Origin of the sequence: Spirilliplanes yamanashiensis, assembly GCF_016863475.1 — a bacterium.
GTDB classification, from domain to species: domain Bacteria; phylum Actinomycetota; class Actinomycetes; order Mycobacteriales; family Micromonosporaceae; genus Spirilliplanes; species Spirilliplanes yamanashiensis.
In genome coordinates this window covers 32228-50881 of record NZ_BOOY01000030.1, presented here as the reverse complement: position 1 = coordinate 50881, position 18654 = coordinate 32228, and the positions used below count along the sequence as shown (strand labels likewise).

The window sequence follows — 18654 nt, the reverse complement described above, 5'->3', positions numbered from 1 at the left end:
TTCCGCCGCGGCCCGCGCCGGGTCTAACGTACGGGGGTGAAGAAGCTCGTCAACGACCCGGCGACCGTCGTCGCCGACGCCCTGCGCGGCGTCGCGGCGGCCCACCCCGAGCTGCGGGTCGACCACGGCAACCGCATCGTGTACCGGGGCGACGCGCCGGTCGCCGGCAAGGTCGGCCTGGTCTCCGGCGGCGGGTCCGGCCACGAGCCCCTGCACGCGGGCTTCGTCGGCCCCGGCATGCTCGACGCCGCCTGCGCGGGCGAGGTGTTCACCTCCCCGGTGCCCGACCAGATCGTGGCCGCCACCACCGCCGTCGACGGCGGGGCCGGCGTGCTGCACATCGTGAAGAACTACACCGGCGACGTGCTCAACTTCGAGATGGCCGCCGAGATCGCCGCCGCGGAGACCGGCGTGCAGGTGGCCGCCGTGGTCACCGACGACGACGTGGCCGTGCAGGACAGCCTCTACACCGCGGGCCGGCGCGGGGTCGGCGTCACGGTCCTGCTGGAGAAGATCGCCGGGGCCGCCGCCGAGCAGGGCCGCGGCCTCGACGAGGTGGCCGAGGTGGCCCGCCGGGTCAACGGCAACGGGCGCAGCATGGGCCTCGCCCTGACCTCGTGCACGGTGCCCGCGGCGGGCCGGCCGACGTTCCAGCTGGCCGACGACGAGATCGAGGTCGGCATCGGCATCCACGGCGAGCCCGGCCGGCACCGGCGCCCGATGGCCCCGGCGCGCGAGCTGGCCGCCCAGCTGGTGGAGCCGGTCCTCGCCGACCTCGACTTCACCGGCGGCGACGGCGTGATCTGCTTCCTCAACGGCATGGGCGGCACCCCGCTCATCGAGCTGTACCTGATGTTCGCCGAGGTGCGGGCGCTGCTCGACGCCGCCGGGGTCCGGGTCGCCCGCTCGCTGGTCGGGCCGTACATCACCAGCCTGGAGATGGCCGGCTGCTCGCTCACCCTGCTGCGGGCCGACGACGAGCTGATCCGGCTCTGGGACGCGCCGGTGCGCACGCCGGCCCTGCGCTGGGGGGTCTGACCCGTGACCGACGCGGACGTCGTCGACACCGCGGTGCTGACCGCCTGGGTCCGGCACTTCGCCCGCCTGGTGGCCGAGCACGCCGAGGAGCTGACCGCGCTCGACGCGGCCATCGGTGACGCCGACCACGGCACCAACATGGACCGCGGGCTGACCGCCGTCGTGGCCGCCCTGGACGGCGAGCCGCCGGCCGGCGCCGCCGCCCTGCTCAAGCGCGTCGGCATGACGCTGGTCAGCACCGTCGGCGGCGCCAGCGGCCCGCTGTACGGCACCGCGTTCCTGCGGATGGCCACCGCGGCCGGCGACCGGCCCGCGCTCGACCCGGCCGGCTTCGCCGCGGCGCTGCGGGCCGGGCTCGACGGAGTCGCCGCCCGCGGCCGGGCCGAGCCCGGCGACAAGACCCTGTGCGACGCGTACGCCCCGGCGGTCGACGCCCTCGACGAGGCGCTGGCCGCCGGCCGCCCGCTCGGCGAGGCCCTGGTCGCCGCCCACGCCGCCGCCGAGCGGGGCCGCGACGCCACCACGCCGATGACCGCCCGCAAGGGCCGGGCCAGCTACCTCGGTGAGCGCAGCGCCGGCCACCAGGACCCGGGCGCCACCTCGCTGGCCCTGATGTTCCAGGCCGCCGCCGCGGCGGTGCGCTGAGGTGGTCGGGCTCGTCGTCGTCTCGCACAGCTGGGCGCTGGCCCGCGCCGCCGTCGCGCTCGCGTCCGAGATGCTGCACGGCCGGGCGGTGCGCATCGAGATCGCGGCCGGGCTGGACGAGCACACGTTCGGCACCGACGCCACCCGCATCGTCACCGCCGTGCAGGACGCCGACGCCGGCGACGGCGTGGTCGTGCTGATGGACCTCGGCAGCGCCGTGCTGTCGGCGGAGCTGGCGCTCGACCTGCTCGACGACGGCGCCCGCGACCGCGTCGTGCTGTGCCCGGCGCCGCTGGTCGAGGGCCTCGTCGTGGCGGCGGTGGCGGCCGCCACCGGGGCGTCGCGCGACGAGGTCGCCGCCGAGGCCGCGGGCGCGCTGGCGGGCAAGCAGTCGCACTTCGCGGCGCCGCCGCCCGAGCCGGCCGCACCGGCGGCCGGGTCGGCGGGCGGGCCCACCGCGGCGTTCACCGTCACCGGCCCGCACGGCCTGCACGCCCGGCCCGCCGCCCGGCTGGTCGCCCAGGCCCGCTCCCACGACGCCCGGCTGGAGCTGCGCAACCGCACCACCGGCTCGCCGTGGGTCAGCGCCGCCAGCCTGTCCCGGGTGGCGACGCTCGGCGCGCTGCAGGGCCACGAGCTGGAGGTGCGGGCCACCGGCGCGCAGGCCCAGGAGGCCGTCGACCACCTGCTGGTGCTGGCCGCCAGCGGCTTCGGCGAGCACACCCAGGACGCCGTCGCCCCGCCCGCGCCGCGGCGGCCCGCGGGCGCCGGGGTGCCCGCCTCGCCCGGCATCGGGGTGGGCCCCGTGTGGCACGACCGCGGCGCGCCCGTCGTGGTGCCGGCCGAGACGTCGCGCGGCGCCGAGACCGAGTGGCGGCGGATCGGCGACGCCGTCGCCGCCGTCCGCCGGGCCGTGCAGCGGGTGCGCGCCGACACCGCCCGGGTGGCCGGCGACGCCGAGGCGGACGTGTTCGACGCCCACCTGCTGCTGCTGGACGACCCTGAGCTGGTCGGCGACGTGCGCGCGCGCGTCGACGGCGGCGAGGCGGCGGCCCCGGCGTGGGCGGCCGCCGTGGAGCGCATCGCCGCGGAGTTCGCCGGGCTGGGCGACGACTACCTGCAGGCCCGCGCCGCCGACGTGCGGGCCGTGGGCGACCAGGTGCTGCGTGCGCTGACCGGCGCGCCGGCGGCCGCCCCGGACGGCGAGGGCGTGCTCGTCGCCGAGGATCTGACGCCCGCCGACGCGGCGGCGCTCGACCCGGCCCGGGTGGCCGGGGTGCTGCTGGCGTACGGCAGCGCCACCTCGCACGCCGCGATCCTCGCCCGGGCCCGCGGCATCCCGGCGGTCGCCGGCCTCGGCGCCGGCATCACCGCCGTGCCGGCCGGCACCGTGGTCGCGCTGGACGGCGCCACCGGCCGGGTCGTCGTCGACCCGGCGCCGGACGAGCTGGCCGCGTTCACCGCCGCGGCCGCCGAGCAGGGCCGCCGCCGCGGCCGGGCGCTGGAGCGGGCCGCGTCGCCCGCCGCCACCCGCGACGGGGTCGCCGTCGCCGTCGGCGCCAACGTCGGCTCGGTGCGCGACGCCGAGCAGGCCGCCGCCGCGGGCGCCGACCTGGCCGGGCTGGTGCGCACCGAGTTCCTGTTCCTCGACCGGTCCCGCGCCCCCGAGGTCGACGAGCAGGCCGACGTCTACCGGCGCATCGCCGCCGCCCTGGGCGGGCGCCGCATCACCCTGCGCACCCTCGACGTGGGCGGCGACAAGCCGCTGCGGTACGCGCCCGGGCCCGCCGAGGCCAACCCGTACCTGGGCGTGCGCGGCATCCGGCTGTCGGCGGCGCACCCGCGGCTGTTCGCGGCGCAGCTGCGCGCCGTCGTGCGGGTGGCGCACGAGACGCCGGTCAGCGTCATGTTCCCGATGGTCGCCACGGTGGCCGAGCTGCTGCGGGCGCGGCAGGCGCTCGCCGAGGCGGTCCGGGCCGAGGGGCGCGGCGAGCCCGCGGGCCTGCTGGTCGGCGTGATGGTGGAGGTGCCGGCCGCCGCGCTGAAGGCGGCCGCGTTCGGCCGGCACGCCGACTTCCTCAGCGTCGGCACCAACGACCTCACCCAGTACGCGCTGGCCGCCGAGCGCGGCAACCCGGCCCTGGCCGGCCTGGCCGACCCGTTCGACCCCGGCGTGCTGCGGCTGGTCGGGCACGCCTGCCGCGCGGCCGGGGTGCCGGTGACGGTGTGCGGGGAGCTGGCCGCCGACGAGCGCGCGGCAGCCGTCCTCACCGGACTCGGGGTGCGCGGCCTCAGCGTCGCGCCCGGCGCGGTGCCGCTGGTGAAGGAGGCGGTGCGCGCCGTCGACCTGGCCGTGGCGGGCCCCCGCGCCCAGGCCGCCCTGGACGCCGACGACGCCGACGGCGTGCGCGCGCTGTTCGCCTAGACCCAGACCTAGGCCTCGGCGAGCAGCACCCCGAAGCCGCGCCGGGCCAGGTTCAGCAGCACCGGCCCGGGCGCGGTCAGGTCGCGCACCCGGGCCTCGCACCGCCGCTCCAGCTCGGCCAGCCGGGCGGCGTACGCCTTGGGCCCGGCGGTGCGGGCGGCGTCCAGCGCCCGGGCGTTGCGCCACACCTTCGCCCGCGACTCGGCCAGCAGGCGCCGGCTCGCCGCCCGGTTGGCGGGGCGCAGCAGCCGGTCCAGCCGGGTCACCGCCGACACCGCGCCCAGCTCCAGCTCCTCGGTGCCGACCCGGGCCCGCAGCACCGTGTCGACGTGCCGGTGGTCGGCCTCGCGCCGCGCCCGCACGGCGGGGTCGGCCATGTCGGCCGCCGGGATGACGGCCAGCAGCGCCTGCGGCAGGTCGTAGTTGATGTGCGCGTTCAGGCCGAGCAGCACGTGGGTCAGCGGGGGCAGGTCCGGCCGCTCGCGGGCGGCCGTGAACGCCACCCGCCACGGTGCGGGCACGGCGCCGCCGCCCTCGTCCGCCTCCAGCGCGTCCAGGTAGAGCCGCGCGAACGCGATGTCCCAGCGCAGCACCCATCCGCCGTCGGCGAAGCCGCCCCGGTCGATCTCCGCGCCGACCGCCTCGGTGGTGCGCAGGTAGGTGCCGTGGAAGAACCGGCGGGCGTCGGTCAGCCGCGCCAGGTCGGCGCGCATCCGGTCGAGCAGGGCGTCCAGGTCGGTCATCGCGTCCGGTCCCGTCGTTCGTGAGGCATTCTCATTTGTCGATGTCCTCGCTAGGGTCGGTCTCAGCCAGTTTCCTGGGCCGGCTCCGACCGGTAATCCCGGCGCGCGCGGCCCTGAAGGATGGGGAGGCACGGATGGGACGGATCATGCGCCGGTGCGCCGCGGCCGGGATCGCCGCGACGCTGCTGACGTTCGGGGTGCCGGCCGCGGCCGGCGCGGCGCCGCCGGAGGGCACGGTGCTCGCCGCACCGGGCGCCGAGGTGGTGCCGGACAGCTACGTGGTCGTGCTCAAGGACAGCCGCACCGCCGCCGACGTCCGGGCCGTGGCGAAGCGGCACCGGGCCACGCCCCGCACGACGTACACCCACGCCCTGCGCGGCTTCGCCGCGACGATGACCGCGCAGCAGGCGCGGCAGGTGGCCGGCGACCCGGCCGTCGCGTTCGTGCAGCCGAACGTGATCCACCGCGCGAGCGACACCCAGACCGGCGCCACCTGGGGCCTCGACCGCGTCGACCAGCGCCGCCTGCCGCTCAGCACCACCTACACCTACTCGACCACCGCATCCGGCGTGCACGCCTACATCATCGACACGGGCATCCGGCTGTCGCACGCCGACTTCGGCGGCCGCGCGGTCAGCGGCTTCGACGCGGTCGACGGCGGCTCCGCCGACGACTGCAACGGCCACGGCACCCACGTCGCCGGCACCGTCGGCGGCAGCACGCACGGCGTGGCCAAGGCCGCGCGGCTCGTCGCCGTCCGGGTGCTCACCTGCGAGGGCAGCGGCACCACCGCCCAGGTGGTCGCCGGCATCGACTGGGTCACCGCGAACGCGGTCAAGCCCGCCGTCGCCAACATGAGCCTCGGCGGCGGCGCCGACACCGCCCTGGACAACGCGGTCAAGCGCAGCATCGCCTCCGGCGTCACCTACTCGATCGCGGCCGGCAACGGCTTCCTCGGCCTGTTCGCCCTCGACGCGTGCACCCAGTCCCCGGCCCGGGTGCCCGAGGCGATCACCGTGTCGGCCACCGACCGCACCGACCGTAAGTCCAGCTGGGCCAACCGCGGCCGGTGCGTCGACGTGTTCGCCCCCGGCATCGACATCACCTCGGCGTGGTCCACGAACGACACCGCCACCAGCACCATCAGCGGCACGTCGATGGCGGCCCCGCACGTCGCCGGCGCGGCCGCGCTGCACCTGGCCGCCAACCCGGGCGCCACGCCCGCGCAGGTGCAGGCGGCGCTGGTCGGCGCGGCCACCACCGGCGTGGTCGTCTCGCCGGGCAGCGGCTCGCCCAACCGGCTGCTCTACACCGGGTCCTGACCGCGTCAGGTGCCGGCGACCGACGCGAGGAAGTCGGTCGCCGGCACCGCGAACGCCACGCACACCACCGCCAGCCACACCACCGTCGCCGCCGCCCACAGCGCCACGCCCAGCCGGTGGCAGGCGCGCGGCGACCACGCCACCGCCGCCGTCGTGTCGCCGGCGGCCGCGTCGGCCGCGGCGTCCAGGACCGTCGTCGGGACGTACAGGGCGGCCGCCAGCAGCACCCCGAGCACCGCCAGCACCAGCGGGTACTCGCTCGCGGGCCGGTGCAGCACCCACCCGGCGAGCGGCCCGAGCGCGCCGACGACCACCGCGTTGACCGCGACGTCCCAGCCCGGCCGCCCCTTGAGCCGCACCGGCGGGACGCTGTAGAGCACGCCCAGCAGCAGCACCAGCGCGGTGCCCGCCGCGAACACCGGCCCGGCGAGCAGCGCGCACCCCACCGCGCCCGCCGCGCACCGGCGGAACACCCGGTCCAGGGCGGCCGGCGTCAGTTCCCCGGTCACGAGCGGCGCGGTCGCCTTGCGCGGGTTCAGCCGGTCGCCCGGCAGGTCGTGCCGGTCGTTGACGGCCAGCACCGCCCCCCACACCAGCGGGCCCAGCACCAGCGCCGCGGCCGCCGCGCGCACCGGGTCGCCCGGCGCCCACGAGTGGGTGGCCGCCACGCTGCCCAGGTACGCGCCGCCCCAGCCCAGCGGCCAGAACCACGGCCGGGTCAGCCGCACCGTCGCCCACACCCGGGGGCGCGTCCGCACCGTCGAGATCGTCACGCCCTCGACGCTAGGGACGCGCGGGCCGGCGGTCCTCACCCCGCGGAGCGGCCCGGCTCCCCCGCGCGGGGGAGCCGGCCCGCCTCACAGCACCGGGGTACGCCCGGCGAAGCCGCCCGCCAGCAGGGTGCGCGCGGCGAACCCGGCGGCGGCCGTGCCGCGGTACAGGTACGCGTTGCCGCTGGAGACCTGCACGGCCACCAGGTCCGGCCGGCCGTCGCGGTCGAAGTCGCCGACCCCGGCCAGGTCCCGCATGGTGTTCCACGCGGTGCCGATCTGGCGGCGCGGGCCGAACCCGCCGCCCGCGGCGCCCGGGTACAGGAACAGCCGGCCGTCCGCCGTCACCCGGGCCACCATGTCGGGCCGGCCGTCGCCGGTCAGGTCGCCGACGCCGGCCAGCTCGCTCATCGCGGACCACCCGCCGGCGCCCACCCGCACCCGCGGCGCGAGCGGGCCGGCCGCCGTGCCCGCGTACAGCCACAGGTCGGCGCCGCGGACGGCGAGCAGGTCCGGGTAGCCGTCGCCGGTGGCGTCGCCGATGGCGGTCAGCTCACGCACCCCGTTCCAGCCGGTGCCGAACAGCGTCCGCGGCGCGAGCGTGCCGCCCGCCTGGCCGCGGTACAGGAACAGGTTGCCGGTGGCCGGCTGGCGGGCGAGCACGTCGGCCCGGCCGTCGCGGTCCACGTCGCCGAGGCGCAGGATGGCGTTCATCGTGTTCCAGCCGCGGCTGATCTCCCGGTTGGCCGCGGAGTCCAGCACGGTGCCGTTGCCGGGGGACAGGTGCAGGGCGCCCGTGGACGACTGCCGGAAGTACACGTCGGACCAGCCGTTGCCGGTGGCGTCGGCGAGCCCGGCGGCCGGCAGCGGCGCCACGTCCAGATAGTCGTTGTCGATGTTGATCGAGACGCCGCCCCAGGTCTCGACGTGGCCGCCGCGGTACTGCTTCATCCGGCGGTGCGGCGACCAGTAGGTGGCGGGGATCGCCGGGTCGTCGACGGTGGCGACGTTGTCCCAGCGCGCGAAGTCGATGTAGTCGGGCCGCACGTAGCCGGCCCGGTGGTACGCCGCCACCTGGTCGGCCATGCCGGACGCCATGCTGCTGTAGAAGCCGGAGAAGTAGGCGTGGTCGTGCAGCCGGGCCGTCCACGCGCTCATGTAGGCCAGCACCCCGGCGCGGCAGGCGGCGTCGTCGGTCCGGTACGCCTCCATGTCGTAGATGAGCACGCTCTCCCGCGGCAGCCCGATCGCCCGGGCCTGCACGACGGCGTCGTCGGCGGCGGCCCGGCCCTGCGCGGCGGCGCGCGTGTCGTCGATCCTGTCGGGCTTGGTCGACAGCGTGCACGACGCCTGCTTGCCGAGGTAGATCGGCATCAGGTGCCACCCGGCGGCGCGCTGCTGCGCCACCCAGGCGGCGGTCAGGTTCGGCTGCGGGCAGGCGCGGTTGCTGCCGCCGAAGTAGATCCCGATCGCCCGGTACGGCGACGCGAGCCACGCCTGCATGGTGGCGCTGGACGGGGCGGCGCAGGCGTCGAAGCCGTACCCCTGGAAGGTGCCAGGTTCGGCGCGGGCCGGCCCGGCCGGCGCGAGGACCAGGGTGAGTGCGGCGGCGACGGCGGTGACGGCGGTGGCGCGGCGGGACGGGCGCATGAGGACCTCGCAGGACGACGGTGTCTGAGTCCCATGAGGAGCGTTGCCGGCCACGCCCCGCAAGGGCCGAAGGGCCCCCTCCGGCCCGACGATCGGCCTCCGGGGACCACAAGGACGTGATCAACGGGACCTAAGGCCCTGGGTGCGCTCGCGCCGCCGGCCGTACGGTCGGCACAGACCCATCGGTCTTCATCGGTTTGCGCCGCCCGGCGCCGGTAACGGTGATCCGATGGATTTGCCGACGACCCATGCAGGAGGAACCGACGTGACCACGGTAGCGCTGGACCAGGCGGAGGCGGTGCGGGCGCTGGCCGCCCCCGACGAGGCGGAGATCGCCCAGCTCGACGCCTGGTGGCGGGCCAACAACTACCTGACGATCGGGCAGATCTACCTGCAGGGCAACCCGCTGTTGCGCGAGCCGCTGCGCTCCGAGCACATCAAGCCCCGCCTGCTTGGGCACTGGGGCACCAGCCCCGGCCTGTCGCTCATCTACGCGCACGTGTCGCGCCTGATCAGGCACACCGGCCAGGAGGCGATCTACCTCGCCGGGCCCGGCCACGGCGGCCCCGCGCTCGTCGCGGCCGGCTACCTCGAGGGCACGTACTCCGAGGTGTACCCGGAGGTGTCGCAGGACGAGGCCGGGCTGCTGCGGCTGTTCCGGCAGTTCTCCAGCCCCGGGGGCATCCCCAGCCACGTGTCGGTGACGACGCCCGGCTCGATCCACGAGGGCGGCGAGCTGGGCTACGTGCTGGTGCACGCGTTCGGCGCCGTGATGGACAACCCCGACCTGCTGGCGGTCGCGGTGGTCGGCGACGGCGAGGCCGAGACCGGCCCGCTGGAGGGCTCCTGGAAGGGCGTCTCCTTCATCAACCCGGCCCGCGACGGCGCCGTGCTGCCGATCCTGCACCTCAACGGCGCGAAGATCGCCGGCCCCACCGTGCTGGCCCGCAAGGACCCGGCCGAGGTGCGCAAGCTGCTCGAGGGCCACGGCTACGACGTGATCGAGGTCGAGGGCTCCGACCTGCCCGGCATGCATTACCGGTTCGCCGAGGCCCTCGCCGGCGCGTGGGGCCGCATCCGCGCCATCCAGCAGGCCGCGCGCGGCGGCGACTGGGACGGCGAGCGCCCCCGCTGGCCGCTCATCGTCCTGCGCTCGCCGAAGGGCTGGACCGGCCCGGAGAAGGTGGACGGGGTGACCGTGACGGGCACGTGGCGCTCGCACCAGGTCCCGCTGTCCGGGGTGCGGGGCAACGCCGACCACCTGGCCGTCCTGGAGAGCTGGCTGAAGTCGTACCGGCCGGAGGAGCTGTTCGACGACGCCGGCGCGCCGGTGCAGCTGATCCGCGACCTGGCGCCGGACGGCGACCTGCGGATGAGCGCCACCCCGCACGCCAACGGCGGCCTGCTGACCCGCGACCTGGACCTCCCGGACTTCCGCGACTACGCCGTCGAGGTGAAGCACCCGGCCGCGGAGCGCGCCGAGTCGACCCGCAAGCTCGGCGAGTTCATGCGCGACATCTACCGCCGCAACCCCGACAGCTTCCGGCTGTTCTGCCCGGACGAGACGAACAGCAACCGGCTGGGCTCGGTGTTCGAGGCGTCCGACCGCGGCTTCATGGAGCACGTCACCGGCGACGACACGGCGATCTCGCGCGACGGCCGGGTCATGGAGGTGCTCAGCGAGCACAACTGCCACGGCTGGCTGGAGGGCTACAACCTCACCGGCCGGCACGGCATGTTCGCCACGTACGAGGCGTTCGCCATGGTCAGCGCCTCGCAGACGGTGCAGCACGGCAAGTGGCTGCAGGAGGCCAAGCACCTGCCGTGGCGGGCCAAGGTGCCCAGCCTCAACGTGCTGCTCACCTCGACGGCGTGGCGCAACGACCACAACGGCTTCAGCCACCAGGGCCCCGGCCTCATCCAGGTGGTGCTGACCCAGCGCGGCGACGTCGCCCGGGTCTACCTGCCGCCGGACGCCAACACCCTGATGTCGGTGGCCGACCACTGCTTCCGGTCCCGCTCGTACATCAACCTGATCGTCATCGACAAGCAGCCGCAGCTGCAGTGGCTGACGATGGACGAGGCGGTCGAGCACTGCGCCCGCGGCGCCGGCATCTGGGAGTGGGCGGGCACCGACGACGGCACCAGCGACCCGGACATCGTGCTGGCCTGCGCCGGTGACGTCGTCACCATGGAGACGGTCGCCGCCGCGCAGATCCTGCGCGAACGGCTGCCCGGGATGAAGGTGCGGGTCGTCAACGTGGTCGACCTGATGACGCTGATCCGGCCGAAGGACCACCCGCACGGCATGAGCGAGACCCAGTTCACCGAACTGTTCACCGACACGGTCGACGTGGTGTTCTCGTTCCACGGTTACCCGGGTGCCATCCACCAGCTCGTGCACGGCCGGCCCGACCAGGACCGGTTCCGGGTGCGCGGCTTCATCGAGCAGGGCACCACGACCACCCCGTTCGACATGACGGTGCGCAACCGGGCGTCGCGCTACCACCTCGTCATGGACGCCATCAACAACGCCCGGCGGCTGCCCCGCGGCGCCACCGAGCTCAAGCGGTGGTGCGAGGAGCAGCTGGCCAAGCACGAGGCGTACGTGGTGGAGCACCTGGAGGACATGCCGGAGGTCCGGGACTGGTCCCTGGGCGACTGGGCGCAGCGGGGCTGACTCGTATGCTGGCCCGGTGAGAGGGCGGGCGGCCGTGCTGGCCGCGGTGCTGGCGACGGCGGCGGGCGGGTGCGACCTGCCCGCCGTCGGCGGCACCAGCGGGGTGCTGCGCGACGCCGGCGGCGGGGCGGTGGCCGTGCTGTCCTGGTGCGCCGGTTTCGGCCGGCCGGCCCTGATCGGCCTGTACGGCGTCGGCGGCGACAACCCGCTCATGACGATCACCCGCGAGGGCGCCGCCCCGCCCGGCGACTTCCTGACGGTGCCGCTGCGCGAGCCCCCGGAGGGCTGGCGGGCCGACCGCCCGCTGCCGCTGCTCGACCGGTACGCCTCGTACGAGATCCGGGTCTGGAACGAGTCCGGCGACGGCCGGATGACCGGCCCGGTGTTCCGGCCCGGCGAGCTGCGCGACCTGGTGCTCACCGAGCGGTGGGGCGACGGCGACGCCTACGTGCGCACCTTCGCCCCCGTCGACGAGTTCCGGCGCGCCGCCGCGCAGACCTGCGGCTGAGGGGACGCGCCGGGACGCGCCCCCTCGGCCGCCGGCGTCAGTCCGCCAGGGCGGCGCAGCAGGTCTCGATGATCAGCTTCGTGACGACGTACGGGTCGCAGTTGGCGTTCGGGCGACGGTCCTCGATGTAGCCCTTGCCCTCGACCTGCACCTGCCACGGGATGCGCACCGACGCGGCCCGGTCGGACACGCCGTAGCTGTACACGTTCCACGGGGCGGTCTCGTGCATGCCGGTGAGGCGGTGCTCGATCTCCGCGCCGTACCCGGCGATGTGCTCCTCGACCCGCTTGCCGAGCGACTCGCACGCGGTGATGATCGCGTCGTAGTTCTCGCGCATCGCCTTGGTGGAGAAGTTGGTGTGCGCGCCCGCGCCGTTCCAGTCACCCTTGACCGGCTTCGGGTCCAGGGTGGCGGACACGCCGAAGTCCTCGGCGATGCGGTAGAGCAGCCAGCGCGCCACCCACAGCTCGTCGGCCACCTGCGGGGCGCCGACGGGGCCGATCTGGAACTCCCACTGGCCCGGCATGACCTCGGCGTTGATGCCGGACAGGTGCAGGCCGGCGGCGAGGCAGGCGTCCATGTGCTTCTCGACGATCTCGCGGCCGAACACCTCGTCCGCGCCGACGCCGCAGTAGTAGCCGCCCTGCGGGGCCGGGTAGCCGCCGCCGATCGGGAAGCCGAACGGCCGGCCGTCCTTGAAGAACGTGTACTCCTGCTCGATGCCGAAGATGCTCTCCTGGTCGCCGTACTGCGCGGCGACCGCGGAGCACTCGGCGCGCGTGTTCGTGCGGTGCGGCGCGCCGTCGATGGTCAGCACCTCGCACAGCACGATCACGTTGTCGCCGCCGCGCAGCGGGTCGGGACAGACGAAGACCGGCTTGAGCACGCAGTCCGACTTGTCGCCGGGCGCCTGGTTGGTGCTGGAGCCGTCGAAGCCCCAGATCGGCAGCTCGGCGCCGTCGGCGACGATCTTCGTCTTCGACCGGAGCTTCGCGGTCGGCTCGGTGCCATCGATCCAGAGGTATTCGGCCTTGAAAGCCATGAGGGAGACTCCTCGAGGGGTGGCGTGACAGGGTGCTGCCTCGACGGCGGTGGCGCGGCGCGCCGGACGCTACCGACCCTGTGTTTCCGGTTCCGACATCTCGCCGCCACCGGGGGCGTGACGTGCGCAACACATGACACGCCGGTAACGCCGCCGACACGGCCGCCCGATCGACCTTCGAGGAGGACCACCGATGATCTTCATCACCGCCAAGTTCCGCATCCGCCCCGAGCACGCCGACGCCTGGCCGGAGATCTCCCGCCCGTTCACCGAGGCCACCCGCGCCGAACCGGGCTGCCTGTGGTTCGACTGGTCCCGCAGCCTCGACGACCCCACCGAGTACGTGCTGGTCGAGGCGTTCCGCGACGGCGACGCGGGCGGCGCGCACGTCGGCTCGGCCCACTTCCGCCAGGCCCAGCGCGACCTGCCGCCGTACCTGGCGCAGACCCCGCGCATCGTCAGCCAGACCGTCGACCAGGACGACTGGTCCGAGCTCGGCGAGATGGCGGTGACCGACCGTTAGCGCCGACATCCGTCACCGGCGGCTTCCCGACAGCCGGCCCGGCCCGGCGGGCGCACGCTGGCCTGGCGGGGATCCTTCGGCGGGCGTCGGGAGGCGGCCATGGCGGACGAGGCCCGGCTGCGCAGGCAGCTCGTGGCGCGCATCGAGAACCGGCGCGCCGACATCGACCGGTTCCTGGCACGGGCGCGCCCCCGCCGCAACGTGCTGGTGAACGTCAGCATCGTCAGCAGCGCCCTCGCGGCCGTGTTCACCGCCGGGCCGGCCGTGGGCGGCGCGCAATTCGCCGGGAACGCGGCCCGGCAGCTGAACCTGAGCGGGCCGCCCGCCGTGTGGCGGCCGCTGTGCGTGGCCGCGTTCGTGGTGGCGCTGGTCGCCGCCGTCGCCGCGAACCTCAGCCGCTCGCACGACCTGGCCGCGCGGGTGACGGCCGCGGAGGCGTGCAATGCGGAGCTGGAATCGCTGCTGACCCTGCTGAAGTTCCGGCACCTGCCGCTGGACGAGGCGGCCGGGCTGTACCAGCAGTACGTGGCCATGATCCCGTTCGTCGACGACCGCGACCCGGCGGCGCAGCCCGCGACCCGCTAGCGTGAGCCAGATCAATGGTTGACTGCCGCCGGATCGGGCAGGTACCCGGCGGCGGGGATGTTGTACTGGCTGACGGGCAACGAGGCTGCGACGACCGGAGATGACAATGGCTGAGCGGGCGGACGCACGGCACCGCGTGGTGATCGTCGGGGCGGGGTTCGGCGGGCTGTTCGCCGCCAAGGCCCTCCGCAAGGCGCCGGTGGACATCACGCTGATCAACGGCACGTCCTACCACCTCTTCCAGCCGCTGCTGTACCAGGTGGCGACCGGCATCCTGTCCGAGGGCGAGATCGCCCCGCCGATCCGCGAGATCCTCAAGCGGCAGGACAACGTCGACGTGCGGCTCGGCTGGGTCGACGACGTCGACGTCGAGGCGAAGACCGTGTCGGCCAGCGCGCTGGGCATCGACTACACCGTGCCGTACGACTCGCTGATCGTCGCCGCGGGCGCGTCGCAGTCGTACTTCGGCAACGACGACTTCGCCGAGTACGCCCCCGGCATGAAGAGCATCGACGACGCGCTGGAGCTGCGCGCGCGCATCTTCGGCGCGTTCGAGCTGGCCGACCTGGCCACCGACCCGGCCGAGATCGAGCGGTGGCTGACGTTCGTGGTCGTCGGCGCCGGTCCGACCGGGGTGGAGATGGCCGGGCAGATCGCCGAGCTGGCCCACCGCACCCTGCACGGCCAGTACCGGCACATCGACCCGCGCAAGGCCCGGGTGCTGCTGGTCGACGCGCTGCCGGCGGTGCTGAACACGTTCGGCGACGAGCTGTCCACCCGCGCCCTGCGCCAGCTGCACCTGCTGGGCGTCGAGGTGGAGCTGGAGTCGAAGGTGGTGGGTGTCGACCGCACCGGCATCGAGGTCGAGACCCCGCGGGGCCGCGAGCGCATCGAGTCCATGACGAAGATCTGGGCGGCCGGGGTGGCCGCGCCGGCGCTGTCGCGCAAGCTGGCCGATGCGGCCGGGGCGTCCGTCGACCGGGCCGGGCGGCTGGAGGTCAACCCGGACACCACGGTGCCGGGGCACCCGGAGATCTACGCCATCGGCGACATGATGTCGCTGGACCGGCTGCCGGGCGTGGCCCAGGTCGCCATCCAGAGCGGCCGGCACGCCGCGGGCCAGATCAAGCGCCGGCTGGCCGGCAAGGAGACGGGCCAGCCGTTCACGTACTTCGACAAGGGCAGCATGGCGACGATCTCGCGGTTCTCCGCGGTCGCCAGCGTCGGCAGGCTGCGGTTGTCCGGCTTCATCGGCTGGCTGATGTGGCTCGCCGTGCACCTGCTGTACCTGGTCGGCTTCAAGAACCGGCTGACCGCCGTCCTGCACTGGTTCGTCAGCTTCATCGGCACCGGCCGCTCCGAGCGGGTGTCGACGGTGCAGCAGGCGTTCGCCCGGGCGGCCATGCGCGAGTACGGCGAGCCGGTCGTGGCCGGCCGCGCGGGCGAGCGCGCCGGTGAGCGCGCCGCCGGTCCGGCGGCGGGCCGGGAGACCGAACCGGCCGGCCGGGCCCCCGAGTCGATCGGGAGCCCGACGGCGCAGGAGACCGCCGCCCGCTGAGGCCGGGCGGGTCCGTCAGTACGGGTCGCCGCTGCCGGGCAGCCGCCCCCGCAGCAGCACGCCGCCCAGCCGCCCCGGGGCGGTCGCCGACCCGGTCAGCGGCGCCGAGCCGGTGTGCGCCCGGTCGGCCAGCCCGGCGACCAGCTCGCGCAGCGCGTCGTCGGCGGGCACGGCCGGGCGCCAGCCCAGCTCGCGTTCCGCCCGGGCGGTGCTCATCAGCGGCAGCCGCAGGCCCAGCTCCACCCAGCCGGAGTCGGTGGGTTGCAGGCGCAGCCGCCAGCTCAGCCCGGCGCCCGCGCGCAGCACCGCGCCGGGCACGCCGACGGTGCGGCCGTGGAACAGCCGGGCGGCGAGCGTCGGCGTCAGCACCGGTCCGGCGGCGATGTTGAACGCGCCGCGCGCGTCGCCGAGCGCGGCCCGGGCGTACGCGTCGGCCAGGTCGTCGGCGTGCACGGCCTGCACCCGCAGCGCGGGGTGGTCCGGCACGACCGGGATGCGGCCGAAGCGCAGCAGCCGCACCGGCGCGAACGGCCCGAGGAAGTAGCGCCCGATCTCGGCGCCCGCGTCGCGCTGGAAGACCAGGCCGGGGCGCATCCGCACGATCCGCAGCCGGGGGTGCTCCGCCTCGGCGGTGTCGAGCAGCGCCTCCACGGCGGCCTTGTGGCGGCTGTACAGCGAGCCGGCCACGCCGGTGTGCGGCCAGTCCTCGCCGACCCCGGGCTCGTCCTTCGGCCCGGGCGCGTACGTGCCGACCGACGACGCGTACACCAGCGCGGGCACGCCGGCGCGCACGACGGCGTCGACGACGGCGCGGGTGCCCAGCACGTTGGTGCGGTGCAGGCGGCGCTCGTCGTGGCTGGGCTGGATCTGCCAGCCCAGGTGCACGACGGCGTCGGCCCCGGCGAACGCCGTCTCCAGGGCGCCGTCGCCCGCGCCGATGTCGGCGGCGTGCCACTCGACGCCGTCGTAGGGGCCGGTGGGCTGCCGCGGCGGGCGGCGCACCACCCCGGCGAGGTCGAGTCCGGGCTCGCGGCGCAGCCGCCGCAGCAGGGCGGTGCCGGCGTTGCCGGTGGCGCCGACGATCACGATGCGCATGCCCCGGCGGTTACCCCGGCGGGCGGCCACGAATCCCGCCGGGGTACCCGGACCGGGTCAGCCGAGCACGTCGACCGGCAGGCTGACCGCGGCGAGCCGCTGCGGGTAGTCGCCGACGGGCACCCGGGCGACCTCGGTGGCGGTGTCGTAGGAGATGACCGACAGGGTGTCGTCGAGGCTGTTGGAGACGAAGCAGTAGCGGCCGTCGCGGCTGGTGGTGGTCCAGTACGGCTGGTCGCCGACGTCGATGAGGCGGTCGACGGTCAGCGCGGGCGCCGACAGGATCGCCACGTAGTCGCTGACGGTGGCGGCGGCGCACAGCTTGCGGCCGTCGCGGGTGAGCGACAGGCCGTGGTGCGCGGAGTCGTTCGGGTAGTCGGCGGTGGGCATGGTGAGGCCGCCGCCGCGCTTGGGCAGGTCGATCTGGCGGGTGATGCGGCGCTGGTCGAGGTCGTACTCGACGAGGCCGTGCAGGAACGACAGCTGCGCGTAGATCTTCCGCCCGTCCGGGGTGACCTGGAACGGGCGGATGCCGCGGTTGCCGCCCAGGTTGATGGTGTCGAGCACGCGCAGGCTCTGCGGGTCGACGACGGTGAGCACCCGGGCGCCCTTGAGGCCGTCCAGCCAGTCGGGCAGCGGCACGGTGCCGATGCTGCCGTTGTAGAGCCGGCTGCCGTCGGGCGACAGCTCCATGCCGTGCGGGTAGTCGCCGGTGGGGAAGGAGCCGGTGATGCGGCCGGTGGCGGTGTCGACGGCGTGCACCTTCTTGGCGGTGACGGCGGAGATGAACAGCCGCGCCCCGTCGCGGGACAGCACGACGTGGTCGGCGCGGATGCCCTCGACGCGGGTGCGCCACAGCAGCCGCCGGCTCGCGATGTCGAACGCGGCGACGTCGGCCAGGTTGGACCGTGACGCGTAGAGGGTGCGGCCGTCGGGGGAGACGGCCATGTCGTCGACGAACTTGTCGCCGCCCATCTGCAGCTTCACGATCTCGTACGCGGCGCGCTCGGTGACGCTCATCTCGGCGAGGCGCTGGGCCAGGTCGGGCTTGACGTCCAGTTCGAACAGCGTGGCGAACGTGGTGGCGTCGACGAAGCTGACGGTGCCGTCGTTGTTGTTGCCGACGAGGACGAGGTCGCGGGTGGCGGCCTGCGACGGGGTGGGCGCGGCGGCGGCGGGCAGCGTGGGCGCCCCGGCGACGAGCACCAGGGTGGCGGTGGTGAGGGCGGCGGCGAGGGCTCGGGACGTCCGCATGGGAGGCCTCCAAGGGGGCGGCGACGTGCCGGTCATGTTCCGCCGCCGCTCCGCAGTGGACAAGGGCCGTACTGACCGGTCAGTAACGCCGCCGGTGACGGCTCGTGGTCGCCCGGCGGGGCCGGATCCGGCAGATCGGGCGAAGGGCCGCGCCGCCGTCACGGGTTGCAGTCACCGACGTCAATGCAACGAATGGGTAACGGTTGTGAGCCCGGCTCGCGTCAGCGCAGCCGCGCCAGCACCGCGGCGCCGCGCGGCGACAGCCGGTACCCGACCGCCAGGCTCTCGGTCAGCCCCAGCTCCTTCAGCCGCCGCACGTCGCGCTTGAACGTCAGCGTGTCGGCGTACCCGGCCGGTCCCGCCAGGTCCGGCGCGCGCACGGCCGGGCGGTCGGCGATCAGCCCCAGCACCGTCCGGGTCCACGGCCCGCGGCGGCCGGTGCGGTCCATCCGCTCCAGCGCCGCCAGCACCTGCTCCAGCGCCGCCTCCGACACGTCGCCGCGCAGCGCCTCCCGCGGGTCGGCGCCGCCGTGCCGCAGCTCGACGCGGTACAGCTGCCGGTCGGCGTCGCCCGGCACGTCGGCGAGCAGGTCCGCCGCCGCGGCGTAGCCGGCCCGGCGGGCGTCGGCGTCGGTCACCGCCGCCGGCTCGACCGGCGTGACCGCCACGACCTCGACCACGCCGATCATCGTGCGCAGCCGGGTGCCGGCCCGCACGCGGGCCGTGCGCCAGCGCCGGAACGCCAGCGACACCGTGCCCTGCCGGATCGCGTCCAGGGCCTCCGCGCGGAACAGCATGGGCTCATCATCGCGCGGA

At 75.4% G+C, this 18654-nt stretch carries 16 protein-coding genes; 9 read left to right on the top strand and 7 right to left on the bottom strand.

The features are described 5' to 3' along the window. Positions 1-36 precede the first annotated feature (36 nt). The 3 genes from dhaK to ptsP are packed head-to-tail and all read left to right on the top strand — an operon-like array spanning position 37 to position 4108. Positions 37-1038, top strand: coding sequence for a dihydroxyacetone kinase subunit DhaK (gene dhaK / locus Sya03_RS21130; RefSeq protein ID WP_203940099.1), 1002 nt, complete (start codon positions 37-39; stop codon positions 1036-1038). A 3-nt stretch (positions 1039-1041) separates the two neighbouring features. Next, a complete protein-coding gene (gene dhaL, locus Sya03_RS21125; protein WP_203940098.1) occupies positions 1042-1683 on the top strand; it encodes a dihydroxyacetone kinase subunit DhaL in 642 nt (213 codons plus the stop codon). Position 1684: 1 nt separating this feature from the next. Continuing rightward, the gene (gene ptsP, locus Sya03_RS21120; RefSeq protein WP_203940097.1) at positions 1685-4108 is read left to right on the top strand and encodes a phosphoenolpyruvate--protein phosphotransferase; all 2424 of its coding nucleotides are present in this window, start codon (positions 1685-1687) and stop codon (positions 4106-4108) included. An 8-nt stretch (positions 4109-4116) separates the two neighbouring features. Here the strand turns inward: ptsP and Sya03_RS21115 are convergent, their stop codons facing one another. Then, positions 4117-4851: a DUF5995 family protein gene (locus tag Sya03_RS21115; protein ID WP_203940096.1), complete on the bottom strand. Its 735-nt coding sequence runs from the start codon at positions 4849-4851 to the stop codon at positions 4117-4119. A 134-nt stretch (positions 4852-4985) separates the two neighbouring features. Here Sya03_RS21115 and Sya03_RS21110 point away from each other — a divergent pair, with 134 nt between their 5' ends. Beyond that, positions 4986-6173: a S8 family peptidase gene (locus tag Sya03_RS21110; protein ID WP_203940095.1), complete on the top strand. Its 1188-nt coding sequence runs from the start codon at positions 4986-4988 to the stop codon at positions 6171-6173. Between the two features lie 5 nt (positions 6174-6178). On the opposite strand, the gene Sya03_RS21105 is transcribed toward Sya03_RS21110, so the two are convergent. Together Sya03_RS21105 and Sya03_RS21100 are read right to left on the bottom strand one after the other, a co-directional pair. After that, positions 6179-6946 carry a UbiA family prenyltransferase gene (locus tag Sya03_RS21105; protein ID WP_203940094.1) on the bottom strand — a complete coding sequence of 256 codons (768 nt, stop codon included), beginning with the start codon at positions 6944-6946 and terminating at the stop codon, positions 6179-6181. A gap of 84 nt (positions 6947-7030) precedes the next feature. Then, positions 7031-8593: a glycoside hydrolase domain-containing protein gene (locus tag Sya03_RS21100; RefSeq protein ID WP_203940093.1), complete on the bottom strand. Its 1563-nt coding sequence runs from the start codon at positions 8591-8593 to the stop codon at positions 7031-7033. 265 nt (positions 8594-8858) lie between these two features. Here Sya03_RS21100 and Sya03_RS21095 point away from each other — a divergent pair, with 265 nt between their 5' ends. Both Sya03_RS21095 and Sya03_RS21090 read left to right on the top strand, forming a co-directional pair. Then, the gene (locus Sya03_RS21095) at positions 8859-11273 is read left to right on the top strand and encodes a phosphoketolase family protein (RefSeq protein WP_239107728.1); all 2415 of its coding nucleotides are present in this window, start codon (positions 8859-8861) and stop codon (positions 11271-11273) included. A 16-nt stretch (positions 11274-11289) separates the two neighbouring features. Continuing rightward, a complete protein-coding gene (locus Sya03_RS21090) occupies positions 11290-11781 on the top strand; it encodes a hypothetical protein (protein WP_203940091.1) in 492 nt (163 codons plus the stop codon). Positions 11782-11818: 37 nt separating this feature from the next. Here the strand turns inward: Sya03_RS21090 and glnII are convergent, their stop codons facing one another. Beyond that, the gene (gene glnII, locus Sya03_RS21085) at positions 11819-12823 is read right to left on the bottom strand and encodes a glutamine synthetase GlnII (RefSeq protein WP_203940090.1); all 1005 of its coding nucleotides are present in this window, start codon (positions 12821-12823) and stop codon (positions 11819-11821) included. Between the two features lie 193 nt (positions 12824-13016). On the opposite strand from glnII, the gene Sya03_RS21080 reads away from it, so the two are divergent. The 3 genes from Sya03_RS21080 (at position 13017) to Sya03_RS21070 (ending at position 15489) form a co-directional block, all read left to right on the top strand. Next, complete coding sequence (locus Sya03_RS21080) at positions 13017-13346, top strand: putative quinol monooxygenase (protein ID WP_203940089.1); 330 nt, start codon at positions 13017-13019, stop codon at positions 13344-13346. A 99-nt stretch (positions 13347-13445) separates the two neighbouring features. Then, positions 13446-13931, top strand: a complete 486-nt coding sequence (locus Sya03_RS21075) for a hypothetical protein (RefSeq protein ID WP_203940088.1) — start codon at positions 13446-13448, stop codon at positions 13929-13931. 106 nt (positions 13932-14037) lie between these two features. Further along, positions 14038-15489 carry an NAD(P)/FAD-dependent oxidoreductase gene (locus tag Sya03_RS21070; RefSeq protein ID WP_203940087.1) on the top strand — a complete coding sequence of 484 codons (1452 nt, stop codon included), beginning with the start codon at positions 14038-14040 and terminating at the stop codon, positions 15487-15489. A gap of 15 nt (positions 15490-15504) precedes the next feature. Here Sya03_RS21070 and Sya03_RS21065 read toward each other — a convergent pair whose 3' ends face one another. The 3 genes from Sya03_RS21065 to Sya03_RS21055 all read right to left on the bottom strand — a co-directional run bounded on the left by Sya03_RS21065 (position 15505) and on the right by Sya03_RS21055 (position 18635). After that, complete coding sequence (locus Sya03_RS21065; RefSeq protein ID WP_203940086.1) at positions 15505-16584, bottom strand: NAD-dependent epimerase/dehydratase family protein; 1080 nt, start codon at positions 16582-16584, stop codon at positions 15505-15507. 57 nt (positions 16585-16641) lie between these two features. Beyond that, positions 16642-17838: a YncE family protein gene (locus Sya03_RS21060; RefSeq protein ID WP_203940085.1), complete on the bottom strand. Its 1197-nt coding sequence runs from the start codon at positions 17836-17838 to the stop codon at positions 16642-16644. Between the two features lie 221 nt (positions 17839-18059). Then, positions 18060-18635 (bottom strand): hypothetical protein, encoded by a 576-nt coding sequence (locus Sya03_RS21055; protein WP_203940084.1) that lies wholly within the window; start codon positions 18633-18635, stop codon positions 18060-18062. Positions 18636-18654: the final 19 nt, after the last annotated feature.

Excerpts from the sequence above, each read along its gene's own strand:
- Sya03_RS21115 (WP_203940096.1), bottom strand. The coding sequence starts at position 4,851 with ATGACCGACCTGGACGCCCTGCTCGACCGGATGCGCGCCGACCTGGCG.
- Sya03_RS21110 (WP_203940095.1), top strand. The coding sequence starts at position 4,986 with ATGGGACGGATCATGCGCCGGTGCGCCGCGGCCGGGATCGCCGCGACG.
- Sya03_RS21100 (WP_203940093.1), bottom strand. The coding sequence starts at position 8,593 with ATGCGCCCGTCCCGCCGCGCCACCGCCGTCACCGCCGTCGCCGCCGCA.
- glnII (WP_203940090.1), bottom strand. The coding sequence starts at position 12,823 with ATGGCTTTCAAGGCCGAATACCTCTGGATCGATGGCACCGAGCCGACC.
- Sya03_RS21080 (WP_203940089.1), top strand. The coding sequence starts at position 13,017 with ATGATCTTCATCACCGCCAAGTTCCGCATCCGCCCCGAGCACGCCGAC.
- Sya03_RS21075 (WP_203940088.1), top strand. The coding sequence starts at position 13,446 with ATGGCGGACGAGGCCCGGCTGCGCAGGCAGCTCGTGGCGCGCATCGAG.
- Sya03_RS21070 (WP_203940087.1), top strand. The coding sequence starts at position 14,038 with ATGGCTGAGCGGGCGGACGCACGGCACCGCGTGGTGATCGTCGGGGCG.
- Sya03_RS21065 (WP_203940086.1), bottom strand. The coding sequence starts at position 16,584 with ATGCGCATCGTGATCGTCGGCGCCACCGGCAACGCCGGCACCGCCCTG.
- Sya03_RS21060 (WP_203940085.1), bottom strand. The coding sequence starts at position 17,838 with ATGCGGACGTCCCGAGCCCTCGCCGCCGCCCTCACCACCGCCACCCTG.
- Sya03_RS21055 (WP_203940084.1), bottom strand. The coding sequence starts at position 18,635 with ATGCTGTTCCGCGCGGAGGCCCTGGACGCGATCCGGCAGGGCACGGTG.